The organism is Candidatus Glassbacteria bacterium (genome assembly GCA_019456185.1).
Taxonomy (GTDB): domain Bacteria; phylum Gemmatimonadota; class Glassbacteria; order GWA2-58-10; family GWA2-58-10; genus JAJRTS01.
Map to the genome: position 1 here is coordinate 277 of VRUH01000037.1, position 23,186 is coordinate 23,462.

The following is a 23,186-nucleotide window of genomic DNA, read 5'->3' on the forward strand; positions in this document are numbered from 1 at the left end:
AACGCGTCCTGCCAGCCCAGCGTGATACTGCACTCGATCCCGCAGGCGTCCATCACCCGTACAGCCATTTCCGCCCATTGCGGAGCCGCATGGATATGAGCGTCAATTATTTTTACCGGTCCTGACATTACCGTTCTTTTCAGCGAAGAGGGTAAATTACTTACGCTTTCAGGACGTCCGGCTCCGGCTCGCCTTCCTGCTTGAGCCGCCAGAACAGATGGTGCGAGTCGATCCAGTCGAGATCACTGCCCTGGCGGCGCAAGTGGATAATATGGCTTGTCACCTGCATCACCTGCCAGATACTGTCCGGCGCTCCCTCCAGCTCAACTGTCCCGTGTCCCGGCAGCAGGACCTGCCATTTTGCCGCATCCGGGTCGTCGTGGAGTCTCCACAGGCTCGCCAGGTACTGGTCCCAGTTGCAATAGCCGGCGCCCATCCAGGCGTGACGGCCGAAATGGAGGACAATGTCCCCGCTGATCAATCCAGAGGTGCCGGCCCAGTCGAAACTGAAGCATGCCGAGCCGGGAGTGTGGCCCGGTGTGTGAATCGCCCGCAGGCTCAGTCGGCCGAAAGTAAGCGTATCCCCGCCGGCGAACGAAAGCGGGTTTTTAACCGGTGTCACCGGCAGGCTCTGCTCGCCCAGATCCAGCTCACCGGTCATATAGCCCCGGTCGTCCTCGTGGATATAAACCGGCACGCCGCGCGCTTCCCACTGGGCTGCGCACTGGCTGTGGTCCCAGTGCATGTGGGTCAGCAGCACCCATTTGACGTCGGACAATTCGTACCCCAGCTGCCTGATCTGGGTATTCACCAGGGCCGAGAACCGGTCGTAGCTGGGATCGATCAGCAACAGGCCCGATCCTGTATCCCAGAGGTAGACACACTGGTGGTAGTCGTCCGGACCCAGCAGATAGAGATTCTCCAGAATCCGCCCCGGGCGGCGCTGAATCGGTTCCACGAGTTGGCCCCACTTGTAGGAATGGGCCAGCCACACGCTGGCGTCGTCTTTCCAGTTGCGCTTCGGGTTCCAGTCCTCGTACTTGAACTGCTCGATCAGAGTGAACCGGTCATGGATCACCTTGTGTCCCAGGGGACTGGTGTGGGTCACCGCGGGATGATAGCGGCCCTCTGCCGCATTGCCCGCCCGCTGAGCCGTTTCGGCGTTTCCTGCCGACGGAGCGCTGCCGCTACAGGCAGCTCCCAGTGATAGCCCGGACAGTGAGATAAAATGTCTTCGGTCCATCGTTTGCCTCCCGAGGTTGACGAAATGGTTGTGCCAAGAGTGTTCGGTTTTATATTTTCAACCCTGTGCCGGCCCGGCGCCGCACTTCCCCAGCCCACGGCTGCCGGTACGGTTACCGGTTCATTATATGCATGACTGAGCTTCATTCGCAAGCAGCAAGGAGAAAATATGGCTGACCAGGAACTGAAAGGCGCTTACGACGAGGTCGAGGTGGAGGATACTCTCCTGCTCAAGGACTTCGAACCCAGGACCATGCTGAAGCAGGAAATTCATCTCCCGGAAAGGCCTAAGTTTCCGGCTGTCGACGCCCACGTGCACCTGGATGAGGTCAAGGGGATGACCGCCGAAAAATATCTGAAGCTGATGGACGAGGCGGGGATCGAGGCCTGCGTGACGCTGACCTGGCTGCCGATCGAGGAAGTGCCGGGTTATCTAAAGCGTTTCAGCGCCACCTATCCCGACCGCTTCAAGGTCGTGATCTGGAACCACCTCGATGAGCTCGAGCGCACCGGCAAACCCGACCATTTCCTCGATTGGATGAAACGGCTCAACGACCTCGGCCTGGCGGGTTTCAAGTTCTGGAAGGACATGGGACTGACCGCCAGAAACCCCGAGGGCGATTTGTGGCGGATCGACGATGAGCGGCTGGACCCGGTCTATGCGCTGGCCGGCGAGCTCGATATGCCGTTCATCTTCCACACCGCGGACCCCGATGCGTTTTTCATCCCGCTCGACCGTTTCAACGAGCGCTACGAGGAATTGATCCGCCACCCGGACTGGACATTCAATGATCCGGAGCGCCATCCCAAAAAAGAAGATGTCCTGGCCCAGCAGGAAAACGTGATCAAGCGCCATCCCGATACCCGCTTCTGGGCCGCCCACTGCGCCGCCCGCGGCGAGAACCTTCCCGAGCTGAGCCGCCTGCTGGAGACCTACCCGAATTTTTACTGCGACATCAGCGCCAGGATCAACGAGCTGGGCCGCCAGCCCTGGAGCTCCCGCGAGCTGCTTATCGATTTCGCCGACCGGATCGCGTTCGGCAGCGACATGGACCCGGAAGTGGAGATGTACAGTCTTTGCTGGCGCTTTTTCGAAACCCGCGACGAGTACTGGGACTACCCCAGCCATCCCTCGCGCCAGGGCCGCTGGAAAGTCCACTCGCTGGACCTGCCGGATGACACGCTGAAAAAGTTCTACCACGACACCGCCTGGAATTTTTTCTGGAAAAGCTGATTGACATAACTCCGCTAAGGAGCCGGCTATGTCCCGCAAGATAAATCGCAGAAATTTCACGCTGACCTCTCTGGCGGGCCTGGCGGCCCTGCCGCCGGGTTTAGCGGGACCTTTAGCCGCATCTCGGGCTTCGGGCACAAGGCAACGGACCGTCGTGGGGATTGACGGCGACGGCTGGACGATCAACGGGAGGCCGACTTACGAGGGACGGACCTGGAACGGCCGCAGGATCGAGGGCCTGTTGCTGAACTCGCGGATGATCCAGGGTGTGTTCGACGACGCCAACCCGGAAACTGTCGGCCGCTGGACCTACCCTGACACCGGCCGCTGGGACCCGGAGCGCAACACGCGCGAGTTCCTGGCCGCCATGCCAGCCTGGCGCGCCCACGGCCTGCTGGCGTTCACGATCAACTTCCAGGGCGGCAGCCCCCAGGGGTATTCCAAGCTCCAGCCCTGGCACAACTCGGCGTTCAAATCAAATGGCGGACTGAAGCAGCCCTACCTGGACCGGATGGAACGGATCCTCGATTTCGCCGATGAGCTGGGGATGGCGGTTATCCTCGGCGTGTTCTATTTCGGCCAGGACGAGCGGCTGGCCGACGGGCAAGCGGTTGTCCGCGGATTGGACAACGCCTGTAACTGGGTTCTGGACGGCGGCTGGACCAACGTGGTGATCGAGGTCAATAACGAGTGCGACGTTCCCCGCTACGAGCACGACATCCTTAAACCGAAGCATGTGCACGAACTGATCGAGCGGGTTAAAAGCCACGGTCGTGATGGACGCCGCCTGCTGGTCAGCACCAGCTACGGGGGCGGTTCACTGGCGCGCGAGAACGTGGTCCGCAGCGCGGATTTTATCCTGATGCACGGCAACGGTGTCTCTGAGCCGGCGCGGATCGCGGAGATGGTGCGGGAGGTGAGGCAGGTGGCCGGCTGGCGGCCGATGCCGGTCGTGTTCAACGAGGACGACCACTTCGATTTCGACAAACCGGCCAGTAACATGCTGGCCGCGCTGAGTGAATACGCATCCTGGGGCTATTTCGACCCGGGCCAGAGCAACTACCGCGACGGCTACCAGTGCCCGCCCGTAAACTGGCAGATCAATACCACCCGGAAACGGGCTTTTTTCGGCAAGTTGAAGGAAATTACCGGAGAGTAAGAGCATGGAGCTCTAGCAGGACTGGGACAAGGCGCGGGAGAGAATTCTGGCATGGTGGAACCGCGAACTGGTCGACCGCTGCGTGATCCAGGTTTCCGCTCCCCGCAACGGAGCCACTGGCGATGAGTGGGACCCGTTCCACATGGCGCGTAACCTCGACGGGCCGGATGCGCTCAAACACCTGGACATGCTGCTCGACATCCCGGGCCTGAACGGAATCCAGTGGGTGCCCGGAACGGGCAACCCCGGCACCGGCTCGCCGGTCTGGTTCGACATCTACCGCCGGATTCAGGAAAAGGGCAAACTGCTGCTGCTGCAGGGGATGGACCCGAACGACGTGCGGGGCGTACTGGAAGGGATCAGTTCCAAAGGGGTATTGATCGGCACCGCGTGCGAAACCGAGGACGAGGCCCGCAGACTGCTGAAACATGCCGGGACATGGACCAGAGACTGAGCATGGAAAAGGCCATGAAACCAGAAAAGGAGACCGCACGGCCTCCCTTTTCTCAATACAGTGATCCGAATTGGAGAGCGCTTAAAACCAGCCCGCCTGTTTCATCCTGGCGATACTCTTTTTGACCTCGCCGACAAGTTCCGCAATGTTTTTCTCGTTCAATTTCGTACTTGCACTGCTGTTGAGCTTATCCAGGCAATACTGGTACTTGCCGGGATCCTTCTCTCCGGACTCGACGAAGCCCAGGTTTTCGGCATTGCAGATAATATCGGCGAGACAAAGGGTGCAAGTCAGCCTGACGGCTTCTTCCTGGTCGAGAATATCAGGAGTGTGGTGGAAATGGATCGCCACCGCGGTCTCGTCGGGGAAATTCCAGTCGACCGCGATCGCGTTACCGATATCTGTATGGTCGTAGCCCAGTACACTGGTCTCGATATCTGAAATTGCTCCGCCCCCGGCGCCGAATTCATCGAGGATCTTAAAAAACGAATCCAGCAGAAACTGATCCTCGATCACGATCCCGATATCATGCAGCAGACCGGCCACATAGGCTGTTCCGCCCTGATCGTTGAACGCCCGGCGATAGATCAGTTTACCGCAGATCGCCACCGAAACGCAGTGTTTCCAGAGCAGCGCCCTTGAGTAGCCGGCGAACTCGTCGCTCTCATTGACGAAAATCTGGCTGATCTTCTGATTCAGGGCCAGCTCTTTCAACTCGTTGAACCCCACGCAGACCACGGCGTCCTGGATATCGCCGATGGTTCTCGGAAACCCGTAATAGGCAGAATTAGCCAGCTTGAGCAGCTTGGCGGACAACGGCGGGTCGAGCTGGATCACCTCTTTCAGGTCCTTGGCGCCGGATTTCGGATCGTTGATCAGGCGGATCAATTCCGAGACAGTGCTCTTGATCGACGACAGCTCCGAATCGTCCACCAGATCGAGCAGCTCGCGCAGCCTGGAGATTTTATCATCGCTGTATGTCTGGGACTCTTCCTGCATGGCTGCTTCTCAACTAATTTTTCGGCTCAAAATTCAGACCGCAGGGACATACCGTAGTTAATCAAATGTATCTTATCATTATTCATCCAACTTTTCAACTGTTACGTTTAATTTCGGACTGCCTGACTCGGAAAGCCGGTAATCAGTGAACGCGCTCAGTCGGTTATCAGCACCAGCTTGCCGGCGAACCTCCGTTCTCCCATCATCTGATGAGCCAGTGCCACGCCCGCGGTCTTCACCCTGACCAGCACCTCGTCCGGCCCGGGTTCGGGCTGTTCTCCGCCGGCGACGAGTTTCAGCACCGACGGGCCGCCGTGCTTTGTCACAGCCGCCTTCCTGTATTCCATTCCGGCCTCGTTTCGCTGTGCTCTTCAGCGCAGGACGACCATCTTGCGCACGGTTGTCCGCTTCCCGGCGGTCAGGCGGTAAAAGTAGACACCCGACGGAACCGGGTGGCCCTCCATGTCGGTGCCGTCCCAGAACACCCGCTTCACGCCGCCGCTCTGCTCCGTATCAACCAGCGTCCTCAGCACCTGGCCGCGGAGGTTGTAGATCACCATACGGACCCGGAGAAATTCGTCCTCCGGCAAGCCGTAGGTGATCGTGGTTGACGGGTTGAGCGGGTTGGGGCTGTTCTGTCCGAGGAAAAACCGCCGGCCGCCCGCTCCAGCGCCAGCGCCGATCAGCTCCAGGGCCAGCCGCCGCTCCTGTGCGCTCATTCCCAGGCCGGCCAGTTGTCCGGCCAGCCAGTTCCGCTCCCGTTCGCCGACAACAGCTCCCAATTCCTCGCGGGCCGCCCCGGCCAGCAGGAGGTAGCCGCGATTGTCGCGAATCAGGTTCAGCAGCGCCACCGCATCGTCGATACTCCAGACCCCGTCGCCGTTGAAATCCACCCGCGCATCCGTCTGATCGCGGCGGGCGAGCAGCATCATCATCAGCACGTCGGCAATCCCCAGGCGGCTGTCGGCGTTGAAATCGCCGATCAGGACCACCGTGGTGTCCACCACTCCCGGCAGCAGTTCGAACTCCCCCTCGCCGCCGAACCGGACCTGAGCGCCGAGACCGCCGACAGCGTTAAACAGCACTTCGACCAGCAGCGGACCAGCCTCGCCGATCGCCACGCCCGCGAGCGTACTGTCGGGCTGGAGCAGCTCCACTGGCGACGGCGCGGTATCGGACGGTTCAGCGATCTCGATCACGTGCAGGAAGTAATCGCGCTTGTTTGCTCCCGGCGCCCTGACCTCCAGGCGCCAGGGCGCGTACGGCGGATCGCCCGTCTTCTTGCCGACATGGTTGTACTGCGCCGTCGGTTCCTCGGGATGTCCCCAGAAATCATGGCCCTCGCCGCCCCGGCGGGTAAGCTCGGCCGAGGAGGGCAGCACCGTGGTCATGAACGCACGGGAGCGCAGAGTAGATTCCCCGATAAACTCGTCCCCCGCCGGGTCCGAGAGCCAGCTTACCCAGCGAGGCGCGGTTGAAGTGAAGAGGTGGCCTTCGACCTCCACTGTTTCCTCGCCGGACACCACTGGCTCGGTGGGGACGTGCAGGAACCAGTGCTTGGGATGTTCTCCGTTTTTGGCCTCCACCCGGTCGAACACGACGAAATATTCGCGGGAGCCCCGGAAGTAGATAAACTGGCGGGTGACTTCGTTCACCTTGAGAATCCGGTAACCCCGGCTCAGGTCGGCGGCAGCGTAAGTATAACGGCTGCCGTGTTTGTAGGCGGTGATGGTCCCGCGCTTCACAACCTCGTCGTGGTCTCCCTCGTAAACGTGACGGATCAGGCCGCCGTCGCGCTCGTTGCTGGTCCCGCCCGCGGCCAGGACATCCTCGCCGGGCGAGAGCCGGCGGAAAGTCTCGGCCGGATCGAACACGGTGACGATATTGAACGGCATGGAGCCGCCGGCGTAGTAATCGTCGTCGTTGTGCCCCGAGCCGCCCGCCCTCAGGACCAGCCAGCCGTTCTTGGCGATCATGAAATGACCCTCGTCATCCCGGGCGTGGTTGGCCAGATTGGGACCCGCGCCGAAAAAGGCCCAGCTAGTCGAGGGGTCGTTCCAGCGGCCGCGCATGTAGACATGCCCCGCTCCGCTGAACAGCCGGGCGGCTGGCCAGCCTTCATCACCCGGGTTTGCCGGGTACAGGGAGTGGTCGTAGCTGGCCAGCCTCAGCCAGGGAACCCGGTACCAGTGGCTGGTGTCCAGGTTATCGGCGACCCAGTTCGCTACCGGGTCGAAGTAGCGCGCCCCCAGGATCGGCGCGGTCCACTGCCAGGTGGTGGGCAGCACCGCCGGGCCGGTGTTGTCGTCGATATAGGCGGTCTTGCCGGAGAACGGGACACTGAGGTGAACGCCCCAACGGTTCATTTCCTTGAGGTAGCTGTTGGCGCTTCCGAGCTGAAAGAAATCCTGGCCGGTCGCTGTCCGCCAGGCCTCGAATGCCCACGGGATCACTTTGACCGGGCCGTAGCTGCCGTGACCCATGCTCTCGGGCCAGACTCCCCCGGCGGTGTCGAACCAGGGGATACAGTCAGCCGGGATGCGTTTCTCCCAGGAATCCAGGAATTTTATACAGTCTGCTTCCTGCACTGTACCCGCACCTGCCAAAGCTATTGCCACCAGTAGCTTGGGCGCTATTGCATCGCGGGAATTGGGCGGAGACAGGTGTTCCGGACCCCAGGTTTTGTTGTACAGCCAGCCGCCGTTCCGCAGCACAATCTCCGCCGTGCTGGTATAGTACCTCAGCCACGAGCCGATATAAAGGCCGAAATCCACGCGCTCCTGCTCGGTCATCGCATCGAATATCCAGTCGTAGGCAATAGCGAAACTGCCGAATTGCCCCGCGCCCAGGTTGGTCAGCACAAGGCCGTCGCCCCAGATATCCACGATCACGCGGGCGTACTGCTCGGCGTCGGGGTTACCCAGCTCGCGCTCGATCAGGTAGACCATGGCCGCGCAGAACATGTCTGTCTGAAGATGCCATTGACTGTTGAGGTTACGCAGCTCGCCCAGCTCGAGCACCCGGTCGGCCTCGGCCTTGACCAGCGCGTAGTCATCAGCGGCCATCCCGGGACGGCCAATCAGCGAGGCGAGTTCGCTCACCCGCCCGGGGGTAAGAAAAATCCGCGGATGGGCTCCGAGCTCATACTCGGCGTATGATGGTTTGCACAGGCAGATCAATACTATGAGGGCATTAACAACACGCATCGCCGGCTGCTCCCCGCCATCCGCAGCTGAACCTGCGGATAACTGAATTCTCGATTGGAAACATTCTTGGAAACAGGCAGAACGCTTAAATATATTCCAATTACTCCCGCCAGTAAAATTTTTTTATTGCGGCCCGGTCGTTTATATCTCAACCTTACCATTACGTATTTCTCTGTCATGTTCGGCCATTTGTCCGGCGGATCTTGAGATGGGCGAAATGACCACCCGCGAGCGCATGAGGCTCACCTACGAGCACCGCGAAGCAGACCGCGCGCCGTTTTTCGATTTCCCCTGGGAGAGCACGGTCGAGCGCTGGCATCGCGAGGGCCTGCCCGGGGGAGTGCGCTGGGAGGACCATTTCGGGCTGGACCGGGTGTTCACCATCAGTGTCGACAACAGCCCGCGCTACCCGGTGGAAATCCTGGAGCGGACCGATGAGTATACGCTGAAGCGCACGGAGTGGGGAGTCACCCTGAAGCAGTGGAACCACCACGGCGGCACTCCGGAGTTCCTGGACTATACCGTGACGGACAGGGACTCGTGGAACGAGGCCCGGCGGCGGATGACGCCCTCGCGGGACAGGATCGACTGGAAGCTCCTGGAGCGGGAGTACCGCGCCTGTCGCGAGCGCGGCGACTGGTTCGAGGCCCTGGCCTGGTTCGGCTTCGACGTGACTCATAGCTGGATGCTGGGCACGGAGCGTCTGCTGGTGGCCCTGCTCGAAGACCCCGACTGGTGCCGCGAAATGTTCGGCCATTACCTCGATACCAGCCTGGCGCTGCTGGAAATGGTCTGGGACGCCGGCTACGAGTTCGACATCCTGACCTGGTACGACGACCTCGGGTTCAAGCAGGGGCAGTTCATCTCTGTGGCGATGTACCGCGAGCTGCTGAAGCCCTACCACCAACGGGCAGTTGAATGGGCCCACCGCCGGGGGATCAGGACGCGCCTGCACTCCTGCGGTGATATCCGTCCGTTCCTGCCGGAGTTCCGCGATATCGGTATTGACTGCCTCAACCCGCTGGAGGTCAAGGCCGGAGTCGATCCGCTGGCACTGAAACGCGATTGGGGCGGCGAACTTGTGCTGCACGGCGGGCTGAACGCGGTGCTGTGGGACAGGCCGGAGGAGATAGTAGCCGAGATCGAGCGGGTCGTGCCGGTGCTCAAGGCGGGTGGAGGTTACATCTTCGCCTCGGACCACTCGATACCCGACTCGGTGGATTTCGACACTTTCAGCCGGATCGTGGAGACGTATAAAAGAGTTGCGGTTTATTGAAGCAGCTCCTCAGACAAACAGCAGCCACGCCCCGAAAAACATCACCACCACTCCCACCAGGCGCCGCTTGATCCTCTCGCCGAAAATGAAATGGGCCAGGATCACTGTCACCACCATCCCCAGCATGCTGGCCGGCTCGGCGACACTGACCTCGATCCTGGTAATCGCGATCAGCAGCAGAAGATAGCTGTAGCAGTCGACCGCCCCGGCCAGCGCACCGACTTTGAGCTTGCTGCGAAACATCTCAAGCGCCGAGCCGAGTCTGCCGGTTATCGCCAGCCAGATAAAAATGAACACGTCTGTAAAAAAACAGAGCGCCAGTGTGTAAACCAGCGGATGCACACTGCGCATCATGAACCCATCCAGAGTACGGCCCAGCGCCACCAGCACCGAGGAGACAATCATAAACTGGCAGGCCCTGTCGGTGGCCAGGGCCTGCAGCGAGTGCAGGATACTCTGCTTCCTGTGCAGAAACGACGCGCCGTAGACCAGCAACACCAACCCCGCGATTTTTGCCGGGCCGAACGATTCACCCAGAAACACAACCGCCATCACCAGCAGAAAAAACACGCTGAAATAATACAGTGGAGCCACCAGCGAGGCCTCGCCGTGGGACAGCGACTTGACGTAAAACACCGTCTGCACGGTATAGGTCAGCGAGGCCAGCGCCGCAATCCAGAGGAAACTCCAGTCCGCCGGCCATTCCACGAAAAAACCAACCGGCGCCAGCAGGAGCGTTCCGGTGGTGAAAATCAGGAACACGCTCTCCGCACTGCCCGAGCCTGTTCCCACCTGTTTGAATATTATCCTCTCGTAGCCGGTCAACAGCACCCGGCCCGCCAGGGCCAGATAAGCCAGATAAAGCGGCATCGATACCCCGCAAGCCGAACGATCAACTATTACCAGCGGTAACAGGCAATGATAAACAGCTAAGCCGGGGAAGTCAAAGATTGCAGGTTAACAAACGGGGGCCGGCGGCAAGCCGGAGGCTTGGCCTGACGGCCGCCGGGAAATCAATTTCGGCTGAAACGCACATGGTGGGGCCAGCGACGTCCGGTGGGAGAACTCTGACGGCAGTGGACCCGGCGGCCGTCCGGCGCGCGCGGTTCCGCGCGCCCGCCGGCCCCCTGCACCTGCGATAACCACTTTCGCTTTCGGCTTGATCTTCACCTCCGCGCTGAGCATTGTTACTTTTTTTCACAACACTTAACGTTTCAAAGGAATTTTTGCTACAGCCTTTCATTCTCCTTCTTGTACAATCACAGCCATTGTCGCCGTCCTCTCTGCAGACAGAATAATTTTTCTTGTTAGATCGATGGGCAGAGTTAAATATTAGTTCAATCATCACTACTACATCTTTCTCAAAGGTCCGCGCTCGTCCCGTTAACGCTCCCTAACCCACGGAGGCAGTCGATGATTCAACTGGTAGCGATTCTCAGCGTATTCTCACTTGGGATCGTATTTTCGCTCATCGGTGCGGTCAAGCTCAAACTGGCCGAGAAACTGGGGATCGATGACGCGAAAGTGGGGGGCCTGATCTCCACGCTGATGTTCACCAGCATTTTCGTGGTCCTGTTTATCGGGCCGCTGGTTGACGCCTGGGGGCACAAGCCGTTCGCCATCCTGGGTTTCCTGCTCTCCGGCGTGGCGATTCTGATGCTGGGAATGGCGCGCAGCTACGGAGCTGCCGTGGTGGCCTGCATACTGCTGGGTGTCGGCGGGATGTGTGTCAACACCGTGGGCAACACGCTGCTGTCGATCGTGCTGTTCGAGGGCCGGAACGCTCCGGCCGCCCTCAATCTGGGGAACATGTTTTTCGGTCTCGGCGCGTTTTTCACTCCGTTTCTGGCAATCTTTCTCATCCAGCGGATCGGACTGCAGAAAACCGTCAGCATCATCGCCCTGGTGGTGCTGGTCGGTATCGCTTTCGGACTGGTCGCCGGGTACCCGGAACTCAGTCCCGGCGGTTTCAGCCTCGGCCAGGCGTTCGCCCTGCTGGGCAACTCGTTCGTGCTGGTGGCCGCGCTGGCGCTGTTCTGCTACGTGGGGCTGGAGGTGTCGATGGGCGGCTGGATCACAACCTATCTGACCAGTCTCGGCTACTCCGAGGGCCGCGCCTCGGGGCTCCTGTCGGCTTTCTGGATCTCGATCATGATCTCCCGGCTGGTCAGCGCGATGGCGGTCACGCCGGAAAACGGCGCGCTGGTAGTGACCGTGCTGGCGCTGGTGGCTACGGTCTCTATCGGGATCATGGCCACGACCAGAAGCGCGGGCATGGCCGGAGTGGCCGTGGTTGTCACCGGTCTCGCTTTCGGTCCGATTTTCCCCTCGGTGGTGGGCGTGACCTTCTCCAAGGTAGCCCAGGAGCTGCAGGGCAGCGTATTCGCGATTATTTTCGCTATCGGTCTGCTGGGCGCCACAATCCTGCCGGCCTGGATGGGCATGCTGTCCAAGGGCAGGAGCATCCAGAAGAGCATGGTGGTGGCGGCGGGGTTCGCGGTCATGCTGACCGTGATCGCCGTGGTGATGGGACGACTGGACTGACACTCTATCCCGCGAGGAGGCTGATGATGATCAACCGAAGGGACTTCCTGAAGAAAAACGCGTTGGCCGCCGCCGGGGTGGCGGCCGGACTTGCAGCCACCGGGCGGAGCGCCGCGGCCGCGGCCAAACACGATTTCAAGCTGCTCTACGCCCCTAACCTCGGTCTGATGGGTAATATCGAGGACCCGATCGACCGGCTGGACGCGTATGCCGAGTGGGGATTCCGGGCGTTCGAGTTCAACGGGCTGATGAACTGGGACTACGCCCGCGCCGAGAAACTTCGCGCCCGGATCGATAAGCTGAACATGACCATGGGCGTGTTCGTAGCCAATCCCGCCGGCTGGGACAAGGCCGGGATGGTCGACCCGGAGCAGCGGCCAGCGTTCCTGGAACAAGTCAGGAAAGCTGTCTCTTACCACAAGATTGTCGGCAACCGGTGGTGCACGGTGATCACCGGTCCCGGCATGGACCAGCCTCACCGCGGCTTGCAGCGCGCCTGGGTGGTGGAGAGTCTCAAGCGCGCGGCCGAGGTGGTGGACGGCACCGAGTTGATACTGGTCGTGGAGCCGCTGAACAACCTGGTCAACCATCCGGGGTATTTCCTGGCCCGCAGCGACGAGGCCTACGAGATCATGAAGGCGGTGGACAGCCCGCAGGTGAAAATCCTGTTCGACATCTACCACCAGCAGATCACCGAGGGCAACCTGATCGCCAATATCCGCACGTTCTACGACGAGATCGGCTATTTCCAGCTGGCCGACGTGCCGGGGCGCCATGAGCCGGGCACCGGCGAGATCAACTACCGCAACGTGTTCCAGGCGATTTACAAGCTGGGGTTCAAGGGCGTGCTGGGTCTGGAGCTGAGCGCCTCGCTGAGGCAGGACCCTGAGGGCAGTATCAAGGTTTTTGAGTCGATTGTGGAGTGCGATAGTTTTACTGTTTAGCAAGATTGTCTGAAGGCAATCCTTGAGGGCGCGGACTGATTCCGCGCCCTTTTTATTTCACCATGAACTTCCCATCCCACGCCAGGTAATCCGCCACGGTTTCTTTATGGATTTCCACCGTGTCATCCGGCAGGGCGTCCGGCGCGAACCAGCCCAGCTCGCTGCCCTCCACTCCGTCGGCCACCGGCGTCCCGGTCCACTTACGGACCACGAACACCAGCGAAAAACACTGGATTTCATCGCCGTGGGGATAAGTCACCCGCTGGCCGGGGCCCGAGTAAAGCGCCATCGGCTCGGCGGCGGTCACCTCGAGGGCGGTCTCCTCGTCCACCTCACGAAAAAGCGAGGACAGGGCCGAGTCCTCCAGTTCGCAGCTTCCCGACGGCAGCCCCCAGGTGCCCGTATCGGTGCGCCTCTGCAGCAGGATTTCTCCCCGGTCATTGACAATTATCGCCCGTACGCCCGGCAGGTACAGCAGCCGTGTGCCCACCAGTTTTCTCAACTCACCCACGTAGTCCGCCATGCCGTCTCCTTTAGCTGAATATGTTCCATAGAACTGCGTACGCTTAATTTAATCTTTCTTTACCGCAGGCAAAACCGGAATCCTTTGCACCGTTATTGGCCTCTGCTTATCTTCCGGTCAAGACCATTGCGCTTTCATGCTCGGCTGAAAGGTATCCCGTTTATGATCCGTCTGCCCGGCATCATGCTGGCTGTCACCAGTTTAGCCGGTTCCCTGCTCGCCCAGGACGCAGTCACCCCCGGCACGCTCAGTTCGCCCTACCCGACTATCATCAACCTGGCCGTTGTCTGGGAGATCTCCGGAGATGAGAACCTCAACGCTGCCGCCACGGTCCGCTACCGGCGCGCGGAAAGCGGGAGCTGGCGCGAGGGGATGCCCCTGCGGCGGGTGCCGTTCGGCAGGAGCGAGGGCACCAGCCCGATTTTCAGTTGGAGCGACAAGCTCTCCGGCAGTATTTTCGACCTGGCCGGGGACACCGAATACGAGATCGAGGTCACGCTCAGCGACCCCGACGGCGGCGGAGCCACCCGGACTTTAACGGCCCGTACCCGCGCAGTTCCGCGCGCGCCGGGGGATTCCGTCGTCAAGACCGCCGACCCCTCGAATTACGCCGATATCGCCGGAGAGGCCCGGCCCGGCGATGTGATCCTGCTGGCCCCCGGCGACTACGGGTACGGGTTCGCCTACTCCGATGGCGAGCCCGGCCGCCCGCTGACAATCCGCGCCGCCTCGCGCCACCCCGACAGCGCGGCCGTGTTCGGCAGCATGTCGCTCAGGGGCCGCGAGCACGTGATTGTCGACGGCCTGACAGTTAACGGCAAGGTGGACATGGTCACCGCCGAGAACTGCGCGGTTGTGCGCTGCAGCGTAACCGCGGTCTTCGGGATAGTAGCCGACCAGCCGCCCGGCGCGATCAACTGCTATATCGCCGACAACGTGGTGAGCTGGACCAACACCTGGGAAGCGAACAACATGGGCGCCAGCGGCGACAACGAGGGCGAGGGAATCCAGCTCACCGGTCCCGGCAACGTGATCTGCTACAACCGGGTCTCGGGGTACAGGGACTGTATCAGTACGCTGGAGGACAACCAGGTTTCCGAGCAGTACTGTATCGACATCTACAACAACGATATCTACCTGGGCCTCGACGACGGGATCGAGGCTGATTTCTGCATGGGCAACTGCCGGATCATGCGCAACAGGCTGACCAACTGCTTCATGGCCCTCTCCAGCCAGCCGTCGCTGGGCGGACCGACCTATTTCATCCGCAACGTGATGTACAATATTATCGACAACCCGTTCAAGCTGTCGCGCCACAGCCAGGGGGACGTGATCCTGCACAACACGGTGGTCAAGGTTGGCGACGGGCTGCGGATTATCCACGATCCTGTTTTCGCCTACCTGCGCAACAACCTGGCTATCGGCGGGCGCGGCGGCGGGGATTTCGGCAACTATAGCAGCGGCGAGGGCCGGGCGATGGATTTCTACCGGGCCGACAGCACGACCAGTATCGACTACGAGGGGATCGGCACCGAGGGTACGCCTTTCCTGGCCAAGCTGGGCGATATCAAGACATACTCCATCGAGGAACTGCGGGCAAAGACCCAGATGAAACACGCCGTGCTGGTCAGCATGGACGTGTTCGCCAACAGCCCGGAGTTCCCCGATCCGGCCCTGACCGTGCGCGAACCGGCCGACCTGCGCCTTCGCCCCGGGAGCGCGGCTGTGGACGCGGGCGTGCTGATCCCCGGAATCAACGATACCCATACCGGCAGCGGACCGGACCTGGGGGCTCTGGAATGGGGCGCGCAGACGCCGCACTACGGCCCCCGTCCACCGGCAGCCACGGACAACAGCGGCTGTGACTGGGACGGCGACGGCCGTCCGGGAGTGGGCGACGTGCTGCGGATGCTGCTCTCGGCCCGTCTGGATCCCACGAGAGAGGAACTCGACCGCGACGGCGACGGCTCGTTCGGTCCCGGCGACCTCTTGCTTCTGCTGGAGGATATCGCCGGCGGTGGCTGCCCGGAAAGTTATCCGGGGTTGTAGGTTAACAAAAAAGGGCCGCCTGCAGGCGGCCCTTTTCAGGTTAGATATTCCAGCAAAACAAACCCATGTTCACCGGGCCGGGATCACGACCCGGAAGCCGACCATGATCGCGTCGATCAGCCACCACGCGCCGCGCGGGCGCTGGGGGTCGCGCTCGTTCCACATATCCTGCTGTTCCAGACGGTTGGCCACCCGCACGTCCTCGGTGAAATCATCCCAGCTCCCGCCGCGCACGCCGGCCTTGAATCCCTTGCCGTAGCCCGGACCCTCCGGATCGGTGTTGACCCCGTTCTCTTTCAGGTTTTTGTAGAAGTCGGGATCGTAGTAGTCGTGGGCGAACTCCCAGACATTACCCAGCATATCGTGAAGGCCCCAGTCGTTAGGCTTTTTCAGCCCGACTTTCTGGGTTTCGTAATCGCTGTTGTACTCATACCAGGCGTAGTCCTCCAGCCTGTCCTGTTCGTCACCGAAGTAGTAGATAGTACTGGAACCGGCGCGGGCCGCGTACTCCCACTCGGCCTCTGTGGGCAGACGGTAAGGACGTCCGGTTTTCTTGCGCAGCCAGTCGCAGAACATGCGCACGTTGAGCTTGCTGATCCCGATTATCGGCTTCTTGCCGCGTCCCATACCGTGGTAGTAATCGGCGTAGAACGGGCTGGGGTGAGTGATCGCGTCCAGTTCCTCGTTCTGCCACAGGGTGTGCTGCTGCTTGAACCAATTCAGCAGGTTGAGTGCCCAGGCAGGGTTGAGTTTGGGCGAGGCCAGCGAGATCGCGTCAATCACGTTGGGATCGTCGACAAACGCATACTGGTCGTACTGCTCCCAGGTGGCTTCGTACTTGGCGATCCAGTACGGGCTTACTTTCACCCTGCGCTGCTGGCCCTCGTCTTCATCGCGGTTCGGTTCGCTCTCGGGACTTCCCATCATGAACTCGCCGCCCGGGATGTAAATCATCTCGAACTCGACATCCGTGCCCGGGATTTTCTGGGTGAAACTTTCCCGCGGCAGATCACTGACATCGGTCTTTCCGCCGCAGGCGACAATCACACCGGCCAACAGGACCGGGACCAGCCTGATATAACTCCTTTTGTTCATCTGCTTTCCTTTTCCCGCCTCATGCTTGAAAGTTATCTCATTCCGGATCCGGGCCCGGCCGGGAGATGCATCTCCGTTTCCGCAATCCGCATCTTTACCAGTCGCCTTATCTCGGCTGCCCAGGCATGGGTATCGACCGCACGGCCAGGGGACCCCACTCGAGAGCTTTGGGAGAGAGGTCGAGGTCACCGGCCATTATCTCATCCCAGGTGACCTCCTTGCCGGTATAGGCCGATTCGCGGCCCATGATCGCGGTCATGGTGGCATGGGCCACTGATTCCGATTCATTGAGCGGGTTGCCGCTGCGGATACTGGCGATCAGGTCGGTGTGTTCCTGGACGTAGGGGTTCACCTGCTCGCCGCGGAAGCGCCAGTTCTGCTCGCCGCGCAGGATGTAACGGCCGCCGGTGGTTTCCGTGCTGCCCCTGGTTCCCTGAAGGAACTCGGCCACCTGACGGTCTGCGTCTTCCCAGTGGCGGCACATACTGAGCATGTGGGCGCCGTTCTCGTACTCGTAATCGATCGTGAAATGGTCCCAGGCGTTGCCGTAGTCCTTGCCGGTGCGCACCTGGCGGCCGCCGTTACCCAGCGCCTTGACCGGGTGGCCGCCCATCGCCCAGTTGACCACGTCGAGGTTGTGGACGTGCTGCTCGACAATATGGTCTCCGCAGAGCCAGCAGAAGTAATACCAGTTACGGGTCTGGTATTCCATGTCGTTCCAGTCTGCCTGACGCGGGTGGACCCAGACTCCACCGCCGTTCCAGAACGCCCGGGCGGACACGACTTCGCCGATCTTCCCGTCGTGGACCATGTCCATAAGTTCCAGATAACCCTGTTCGTGGCGGCGCTGGGTGCCGGCCACCACGGCCAGGCCTTTCTGCTTGGCCAGCTCGCCGGCGGCCAAGAACCTGCGGATACCCACCGGGTCGACCGCCACTGGTTTCTCGGTGAAGATATGCTTGCCGGCCTTGACCGCGGCCTCGAACTGGACGGGGCGGAACCCCGGCGGTGTAGCCAGGATCACGAGGTCGACATCGGTGGCCAGCAACTTCTCGAAGGCGTCGAACCCGACAAACATGTGGTCCCTGTCCACCTCGATACCCTTGAGCGCCCCGCTGTCGCGGTTGGGGTCGGTCAGGTTCTTGTAGCTGCTGTCGAGTCTGTCCTGGTACAGATCGGCCATCGCCACCAGTTTGATATTGGGCGAACTGTTGAGGCAGTTGTCCGCAGCGCCGGTACCGCGTCCGCCGCAGCCGATCACTCCGATCCTGATCTCGTCGGCGTTCTGGCCGTAGCCGTTACGGATGATTGAAAAACCGGCCAGCGCGCCGGCAGCGGCCAGGGAGCTTTTACGGAAGAATTCGCGCCTGGTGGTTCCCGTTCCTGATGTTGATTCGCTCATTACGGTCCTCCTTGCGGGAGATTGATTGAAAACAGCTTTACCAGTCGGTGGATTTTCAGCAAGTTTATCCGGCGGAACAGCCTTTTTATGCCAAATACAGATCAAACCGCGGAGCCGGTCAGGTTGGATATGAGTGGTATAGAAGGTGATAATTTAACGCGTTGCCGGCGAGATTTAAAGAAGAATCAACACATTCTTTTGTCCGGCCATAAGATAGCAGGTCAGACTTTCCAAGCCAAATTTTTTATCAATGTATGCACCCCTTTGGTGTTCCGCAGGTAGTTTTCCAGCTCCGGTGAGAGGAAACCGTAGCTTTCCCGATAGCCTTTGCTCTGGTAATATTCCACCGTCTCGTCCTGGCAGTGTAACCAGATACGCCGTACCCCGGCCGTGCGGGCGTAGTCCTCAAGGGAGGCCATCAGCTTGCCGCCCAGACCCATCCTGCGGGCCGGTTCGGCGATCAGCAGATGGTTGACATAGATCGATTCCCCGGTTGCCCCCCGGCTGGCGAGCAGCACTCCCAGAAACCCGCCGTCATCGCTCTGGGCGATAAACGAGCAGGGCTGCTGATCGAGCGCGATTGTCAGGTAGATCGAGTCGCGCTCCCGGGGCAGCGGCGCCCAGTCGAGCTCGTTGAGCAGGAAGAAATCATCGACAGTCAAGTTACGGATTCGCATAATCTGCACCTTCCCTGCATTACCTGATCTCTGCTTACCCGGCCTCTCAGCGCTGCTTGACCAGGTGCCCCCATTTCTTGTTGTAGGGGTGGATACTGTCGGTGGGCCTGCCCGCATTGCCCACCACGGTCCGGCCGGCCAGATCCAGAGGTTTGCTATCAATTTTATCCTCACGCCCGAAAAATTAACCCCGGCGCTGTGACGGTGCAACTGCATTGGCAAAAAAATCTACATTTGATACTTGATATTTTTTTCCAATATTCATATACTGTATTTGAGAAGCAGAGTCAGATACATCTGAAGCGCAGTTTGTCAGGTTCAGCAGCTGAGGAATCAATTTCCGGGACAACAGAAGCGACGAACCTGTAGAACAGCCCCGCCGGACGCTCACACCGGCGGGGCGTTTTTTTATGGCAGGAGTTCATTTGCTTTCCGGCGCTTTACTTCCTGTCTATATTTCATCCCATGCAGGCTGTGATATTCTCTTGCATCACCCTGCCGGCCATTATCATTAACCGAACTTTTTCCCTGTAACCGGAGTCAGATAAGGTACGGGAAATGGATTGCGATCACTTTCTTCGGGAGTGAAGACAATGAACAGCCACGAAGTGGATTACGAGATTATCGGCAACGACATGCAGGTGGTGGAGATCGAGCTGGACCACGGCGAGGTGGTAATCGCTGAGGCGGGCAGCATGAACTACATGGAGGACGGGATCACCTGGGAGGCCCGGATGGGCGACGGTTCCGCTCCCAACGAGGGCGTGATGAGCAAGCTCTTGAACGTGGGCAAGCGTGTGCTGACCGGCGAGAGCATTTTCATGACCCATTTCACCAACAGCGGGCACGGCGGCAAGCTGCGGGTGGCGTTCGCCGCGCCGTACCCCGGCAAGATTATCCCGATCGACCTGCGCGAGGTGGGAGGCCAGCTGATCTGCCAGAAAGACGCGTTCCTCTGCGCCGCGCTGGGCACCAAGGTGAGTATCGCGTTCACCCGGCGGCTGGGCACGGGCTTTTTCGGCGGCGAGGGCTTTATCCTGCAGAAGCTGACCGGCGACGGCAAGGCGTTCGTGCACGCGGGGGGGACAGTGGTGAAAAAAGAGCTGAACGGCGAGGTGCTGCGGGTGGACACCGGCTGCCTGGTGGGATTCACTTCCGGGATCGATTACGATATCGAACGGGCCGGGGGACTCAAGTCGATGATTTTCGGCGGCGAGGGGCTGTTTCTGACGACACTCCGGGGGCAGGGCACAGTCTGGCTGCAGAGCCTGCCGTTCTCCCGCCTGGCCGACCGGGTGATTGCCAGCGCACCGGGCAAGTTCGGCAAACAGGTGGGCGAGGGGTCTGTGTTGCGCGGGTTGGGGGATATTTTCGGGGACCGGTGAGGGGAAGAGCGCTACAGAATACTTTTTCCGAATCCGGCTGCCTGATCGAGGTAACCGGATTTTTCATTAATAATTGGAACATATTTGACTTTTTGAGATATTATTATCAGATTCAATTCAGGCAAATCGAATATTCCCCCCCCCATATACCGGTTGCGACATTGCAGCCGGCCGTGAACCATAGTTCCCCCATATTTATCCTCAGAAACTTGCACCCCGGGAGAAAAGTATGCATCACAAATCGTTCGCATTTATGCTGTTACTGTGCACCGCTGGGGCGATCACGGCCGCAGACGAGGAAACAGCCGGCCTGGCGCAAGGCTCATTCAGGGTGGGCGGCTCGCTGCGCCTGGAGAGTTTCGAGAACGAGACCAACGCGGAATTCGAGGCCACACTGGGCTTCCTGCCCCGCCCGTACCTGGAACCGGGGTTGATGCTCGGCATGACCAAAAGAGAGGGCACGGACGTGTTCGGCAAGGCGGGAGCCAGCCTGCTGTGGCATATTCTTCCCAGCCGCAGTGTGGTGCCTGGAGTGGGGGTGCAGCTTACCCGTACATTGGGTTATCCTGTAATTTCCGGCGAAAGCGGCAATTTCACTGTCGGCGAGGTGTTCGGCAACCTGGAAGTATTCGTATCCCCATCGTTGTCGTTCACGATGCGTGGGGCATACCAGTCGTGGTGGGGAGAGCTGTTCGACTCGCGGGGTTTCGTTTTCAGGGCGGGTATTTCCACTTTCCTGGGAGCCGGAGGGAGGTAACGGGCGATGAGATATTTTCTACTGTTAACTTTTTTGCTGCTGCTGCTTGCCGCCTGCGAGGGGCAGATACCGTTCAGTGCTGTGAACCAGCTCCCGTCCCAGGAACACGCGGCCTGGCTGTGGAATGAAGTGATGGAGCTCCCCACAGGAAGTCTTAGCCTGGGCGCCGACGGGGCCAATAAGCCGATCGGGATTGTAGAGTTGTTCCCGGTGAGCGAGCAGCTTCACGCCGTGCTCAGGTCATACTTGCGAATGGGGATAAAGCGGGAGGAAACACTCCCAGGAGTAGACAAGAGAGGCCAAGCGGTGGTGGAGCAGGTCAAGTCGCGGGAGTTTATCGATAACGGCGAGAAAGCGTACCAGGCGGAATTCACAGTCGCGTTCCATGATTTCAGTGTCGATGGAGAGTCATATTTCGGCGGCGGACTGGTTTGCAGTCTGAGCTTCGAAGAAAACAACCTTGCCGGCGATGGTTTCGCGTTCAATTCAAACTGGAGCGGTGCGCTCTCCTTCGCGGGTGTATTGAACGGCACGATTCGGTTCAACAACCTGCAAATCAGCAGGGCTAAATATAAGGAAACTTTTGAGGGAGAGTTCCATGTGGAGTCGGAGCAGGCGAGTTTCGTCCGTACTCTGAAAAGAAGCTGCTTACGTGGCAAATGCCTCTGGAAATAGCGTCAGCTACTGAGTCCGTCTGCCTATCAGCAGCAGGAGATGTGAAAATGATCAGACACCTGACAGCCTTCGCGGTTTGCGTTATTATAGTCGCCTGCCAGGGCCCGTTGCCTTACAGCACGATACCTGAGCTGGGATTCCAGGGATCGCAGACGGAGCAGTGGAAAGTGATAGACCGCAGTCTCGGCGGCGGTACGCTGACCATGACTTCCAGCGGCCGCAACGAGACTGTCACCACACTGAATATCGACAACCTGGCTCAGAGATTGATGCCTGAACTGCATTACATTGCCGGGAAAGCTTTGGAACATGGCAGAACATCGACTGATCCCGATCTGGAGATAGGCGGCGGGTGGCAGGGGCTGGTGGAGATATCGGGGAGCTTCTCATCCGATAGTTCTCAAGGCGCCTATGGCCTGAGAGTTACGACCGCGGCGGATTTTTCGGCGACCTTCCACAATTATTCCGGACGCAGTGCGGATATCCTGGGTTATACAGTTGAAGATACGTTATACCTGGGAGGCAGGCTGCACTACCGGGCGGTCTTCACTTCATCTTTGACCGGAACCATCCATTTTGCCGGCGCATATCGGGGCAGAATCGTATTCAACGAATTCAACATAGGACAATTGTCGTCCTCAGGGATTCCTTACAAGGGCGAGGTGCTGGTCGAGTCGGACCAGGCCAGCTTTTTCTACTATCTTTACCGTCACTGAATATGAAGGCATGCAGTGCGGGGCGGCTGCGAAAAAGGGGCGCTGATAAGCGCCCCTTTTCTTTTGATTCTGAAGCTGTATTGATGAAAATCAGTCCTCCCACTCATCGTTAACGCAGCCGGTGCTGGCGCTCGATACCAGCCGGGCGTACTTGGCCAGGGCACCTTTCCATCAACTCTCCTCAAGCTACATACCTTATAATTTCTACTTCCGCTCCCTTCCGAACCGCGTTTTCTGCGGTTTGCAGGAGTTCAGCGGAAATTTGTTCGGCAAGATAGTATTCACCGCAGTTTTCACAGACCTGGGCCGGGACGTCCTTAATCAGCACGGTAGTCTCTCCGCGCTCCAGTGTAACTGTAACCTTGCCATCCCTGGTTTCACCCTGTTTGCAGATAACGCAATTCATAGCCCTCTCCTGCTTTTATAGTCTTCTCCCCACAATGAGGCATCAGGAACGTAAGCTGTTACCACAATACCTGTGTTTGTTTCTTTGTCTTCTGCAAATACTACATGCAACGGTGATTTATTGACAAATCCAAGTATCAGTTTGCTTGGATAAGGAGTATCCTCCGGGTATTCAGCTATTACTTCACCATGCTTAATTGCTTTTATAACACGATCCTTAGTAACACCGCGCTGAAACATTCGTCTGAGTGCATGCCCACTAAACAAAATGTTATCAAACACATATGACATATCTTATTACATCCCGGGCGATCCAGTTGCAGGTTTGCCTAATTTGTCTAAATATAGATATAAAAGGGGGCGCTCACAAGCGCCCCCTTGCCAATCGTGCATGAGAGACTCGTGCCTCTCCCCTGCATTTATTCTGCTTCTCTGGTCAGCTAG

General features: G+C 59.5%; 22 protein-coding genes. 11 read left to right on the forward strand and 11 right to left on the reverse strand.

What is annotated here, in order from left to right; all coding sequences use genetic code 11:
- Positions 1 to 160: 160 nt before the first annotated feature.
- Positions 161 to 1,243: an MBL fold metallo-hydrolase gene (locus FVQ81_12615; GenBank protein ID MBW7997389.1), complete on the reverse strand. Its 1,083-nt coding sequence runs from the start codon at positions 1,241 to 1,243 to the stop codon at positions 161 to 163.
- Positions 1,244 to 1,411: 168 nt separating this feature from the next.
- On the opposite strand from FVQ81_12615, the gene FVQ81_12620 reads away from it, so the two are divergent.
- The 3 genes from FVQ81_12620 (at position 1,412) to FVQ81_12630 (ending at position 4,089) form a co-directional block, all read left to right on the forward strand.
- Positions 1,412 to 2,476 carry an amidohydrolase family protein gene (locus tag FVQ81_12620; GenBank protein MBW7997390.1) on the forward strand — a complete coding sequence of 355 codons (1,065 nt, stop codon included), beginning with the start codon at positions 1,412 to 1,414 and terminating at the stop codon, positions 2,474 to 2,476.
- Positions 2,477 to 2,564: 88 nt separating this feature from the next.
- On the forward strand, positions 2,565 to 3,635 hold the full coding sequence (locus tag FVQ81_12625) for a hypothetical protein (GenBank protein ID MBW7997391.1): 1,071 nt from the start codon (positions 2,565 to 2,567) through the stop codon (positions 3,633 to 3,635).
- Between the two features lie 82 nt (positions 3,636 to 3,717).
- Complete coding sequence (locus FVQ81_12630; GenBank protein ID MBW7997392.1) at positions 3,718 to 4,089, forward strand: hypothetical protein; 372 nt, start codon at positions 3,718 to 3,720, stop codon at positions 4,087 to 4,089.
- Between the two features lie 81 nt (positions 4,090 to 4,170).
- Here FVQ81_12630 and FVQ81_12635 read toward each other — a convergent pair whose 3' ends face one another.
- The 3 genes from FVQ81_12635 to FVQ81_12645 all read right to left on the reverse strand — a co-directional run bounded on the left by FVQ81_12635 (position 4,171) and on the right by FVQ81_12645 (position 8,294).
- The gene (locus tag FVQ81_12635) at positions 4,171 to 5,088 is read right to left on the reverse strand and encodes an HDOD domain-containing protein (protein MBW7997393.1); all 918 of its coding nucleotides are present in this window, start codon (positions 5,086 to 5,088) and stop codon (positions 4,171 to 4,173) included.
- A 155-nt stretch (positions 5,089 to 5,243) separates the two neighbouring features.
- The gene (locus tag FVQ81_12640; protein MBW7997394.1) at positions 5,244 to 5,435 is read right to left on the reverse strand and encodes a hypothetical protein; all 192 of its coding nucleotides are present in this window, start codon (positions 5,433 to 5,435) and stop codon (positions 5,244 to 5,246) included.
- Between the two features lie 24 nt (positions 5,436 to 5,459).
- A complete protein-coding gene (locus FVQ81_12645) occupies positions 5,460 to 8,294 on the reverse strand; it encodes a T9SS type A sorting domain-containing protein (protein ID MBW7997395.1) in 2,835 nt (944 codons plus the stop codon).
- 208 nt (positions 8,295 to 8,502) lie between these two features.
- Here FVQ81_12645 and FVQ81_12650 point away from each other — a divergent pair, with 208 nt between their 5' ends.
- Complete coding sequence (locus FVQ81_12650) at positions 8,503 to 9,570, forward strand: hypothetical protein (protein ID MBW7997396.1); 1,068 nt, start codon at positions 8,503 to 8,505, stop codon at positions 9,568 to 9,570.
- A 9-nt stretch (positions 9,571 to 9,579) separates the two neighbouring features.
- Here the strand turns inward: FVQ81_12650 and FVQ81_12655 are convergent, their stop codons facing one another.
- The gene (locus tag FVQ81_12655) at positions 9,580 to 10,440 is read right to left on the reverse strand and encodes an EamA family transporter (protein ID MBW7997397.1); all 861 of its coding nucleotides are present in this window, start codon (positions 10,438 to 10,440) and stop codon (positions 9,580 to 9,582) included.
- Between the two features lie 543 nt (positions 10,441 to 10,983).
- Here FVQ81_12655 and FVQ81_12660 point away from each other — a divergent pair.
- Complete coding sequence (locus FVQ81_12660; protein MBW7997398.1) at positions 10,984 to 12,114, forward strand: MFS transporter; 1,131 nt, start codon at positions 10,984 to 10,986, stop codon at positions 12,112 to 12,114.
- Positions 12,115 to 12,137: 23 nt separating this feature from the next.
- On the forward strand, positions 12,138 to 13,058 hold the full coding sequence (locus FVQ81_12665; protein MBW7997399.1) for a TIM barrel protein: 921 nt from the start codon (positions 12,138 to 12,140) through the stop codon (positions 13,056 to 13,058).
- Between the two features lie 52 nt (positions 13,059 to 13,110).
- On the opposite strand, the gene FVQ81_12670 is transcribed toward FVQ81_12665, so the two are convergent.
- Positions 13,111 to 13,581, reverse strand: coding sequence for an NUDIX domain-containing protein (locus FVQ81_12670; GenBank protein MBW7997400.1), 471 nt, complete (start codon positions 13,579 to 13,581; stop codon positions 13,111 to 13,113).
- A gap of 162 nt (positions 13,582 to 13,743) precedes the next feature.
- Between FVQ81_12670 and FVQ81_12675 the strand changes: the two genes are divergently transcribed.
- The gene (locus tag FVQ81_12675; GenBank protein ID MBW7997401.1) at positions 13,744 to 15,630 is read left to right on the forward strand and encodes a right-handed parallel beta-helix repeat-containing protein; all 1,887 of its coding nucleotides are present in this window, start codon (positions 13,744 to 13,746) and stop codon (positions 15,628 to 15,630) included.
- A gap of 69 nt (positions 15,631 to 15,699) precedes the next feature.
- Here FVQ81_12675 and FVQ81_12680 read toward each other — a convergent pair whose 3' ends face one another.
- The 3 genes from FVQ81_12680 to FVQ81_12690 form a co-directional block, all read right to left on the reverse strand.
- Entirely contained in the window at positions 15,700 to 16,725 is a 1,026-nt protein-coding gene (locus FVQ81_12680; GenBank protein MBW7997402.1) for a formylglycine-generating enzyme family protein, read from the reverse strand.
- Positions 16,726 to 16,831: 106 nt separating this feature from the next.
- Positions 16,832 to 18,127: a Gfo/Idh/MocA family oxidoreductase gene (locus tag FVQ81_12685; protein ID MBW7997403.1), complete on the reverse strand. Its 1,296-nt coding sequence runs from the start codon at positions 18,125 to 18,127 to the stop codon at positions 16,832 to 16,834.
- A gap of 221 nt (positions 18,128 to 18,348) precedes the next feature.
- Positions 18,349 to 19,026, reverse strand: a complete 678-nt coding sequence (locus tag FVQ81_12690; protein MBW7997404.1) for a GNAT family N-acetyltransferase — start codon at positions 19,024 to 19,026, stop codon at positions 18,349 to 18,351.
- 371 nt (positions 19,027 to 19,397) lie between these two features.
- Between FVQ81_12690 and FVQ81_12695 the strand changes: the two genes are divergently transcribed.
- The 4 genes from FVQ81_12695 to FVQ81_12710 all read left to right on the forward strand — a co-directional run bounded on the left by FVQ81_12695 (position 19,398) and on the right by FVQ81_12710 (position 22,337).
- Positions 19,398 to 20,189 (forward strand): TIGR00266 family protein, encoded by a 792-nt coding sequence (locus FVQ81_12695; GenBank protein MBW7997405.1) that lies wholly within the window; start codon positions 19,398 to 19,400, stop codon positions 20,187 to 20,189.
- A 229-nt stretch (positions 20,190 to 20,418) separates the two neighbouring features.
- Entirely contained in the window at positions 20,419 to 20,946 is a 528-nt protein-coding gene (locus FVQ81_12700; GenBank protein ID MBW7997406.1) for a hypothetical protein, read from the forward strand.
- A 6-nt stretch (positions 20,947 to 20,952) separates the two neighbouring features.
- A complete protein-coding gene (locus FVQ81_12705) occupies positions 20,953 to 21,621 on the forward strand; it encodes a hypothetical protein (protein ID MBW7997407.1) in 669 nt (222 codons plus the stop codon).
- Positions 21,622 to 21,668: 47 nt separating this feature from the next.
- Positions 21,669 to 22,337, forward strand: a complete 669-nt coding sequence (locus FVQ81_12710) for a hypothetical protein (GenBank protein MBW7997408.1) — start codon at positions 21,669 to 21,671, stop codon at positions 22,335 to 22,337.
- Between the two features lie 181 nt (positions 22,338 to 22,518).
- Here FVQ81_12710 and FVQ81_12715 read toward each other — a convergent pair whose 3' ends face one another.
- Both FVQ81_12715 and FVQ81_12720 read right to left on the reverse strand, forming a co-directional pair.
- Positions 22,519 to 22,743 (reverse strand): type II toxin-antitoxin system MqsA family antitoxin, encoded by a 225-nt coding sequence (locus FVQ81_12715; protein MBW7997409.1) that lies wholly within the window; start codon positions 22,741 to 22,743, stop codon positions 22,519 to 22,521.
- Positions 22,740 to 23,033, reverse strand: coding sequence for a DUF4258 domain-containing protein (locus tag FVQ81_12720; protein ID MBW7997410.1), 294 nt, complete (start codon positions 23,031 to 23,033; stop codon positions 22,740 to 22,742). The genes FVQ81_12715 and FVQ81_12720 overlap by 4 nt, the downstream gene beginning before the upstream one ends.
- Between the last annotated feature and the right edge of the window lie 153 nt (positions 23,034 to 23,186).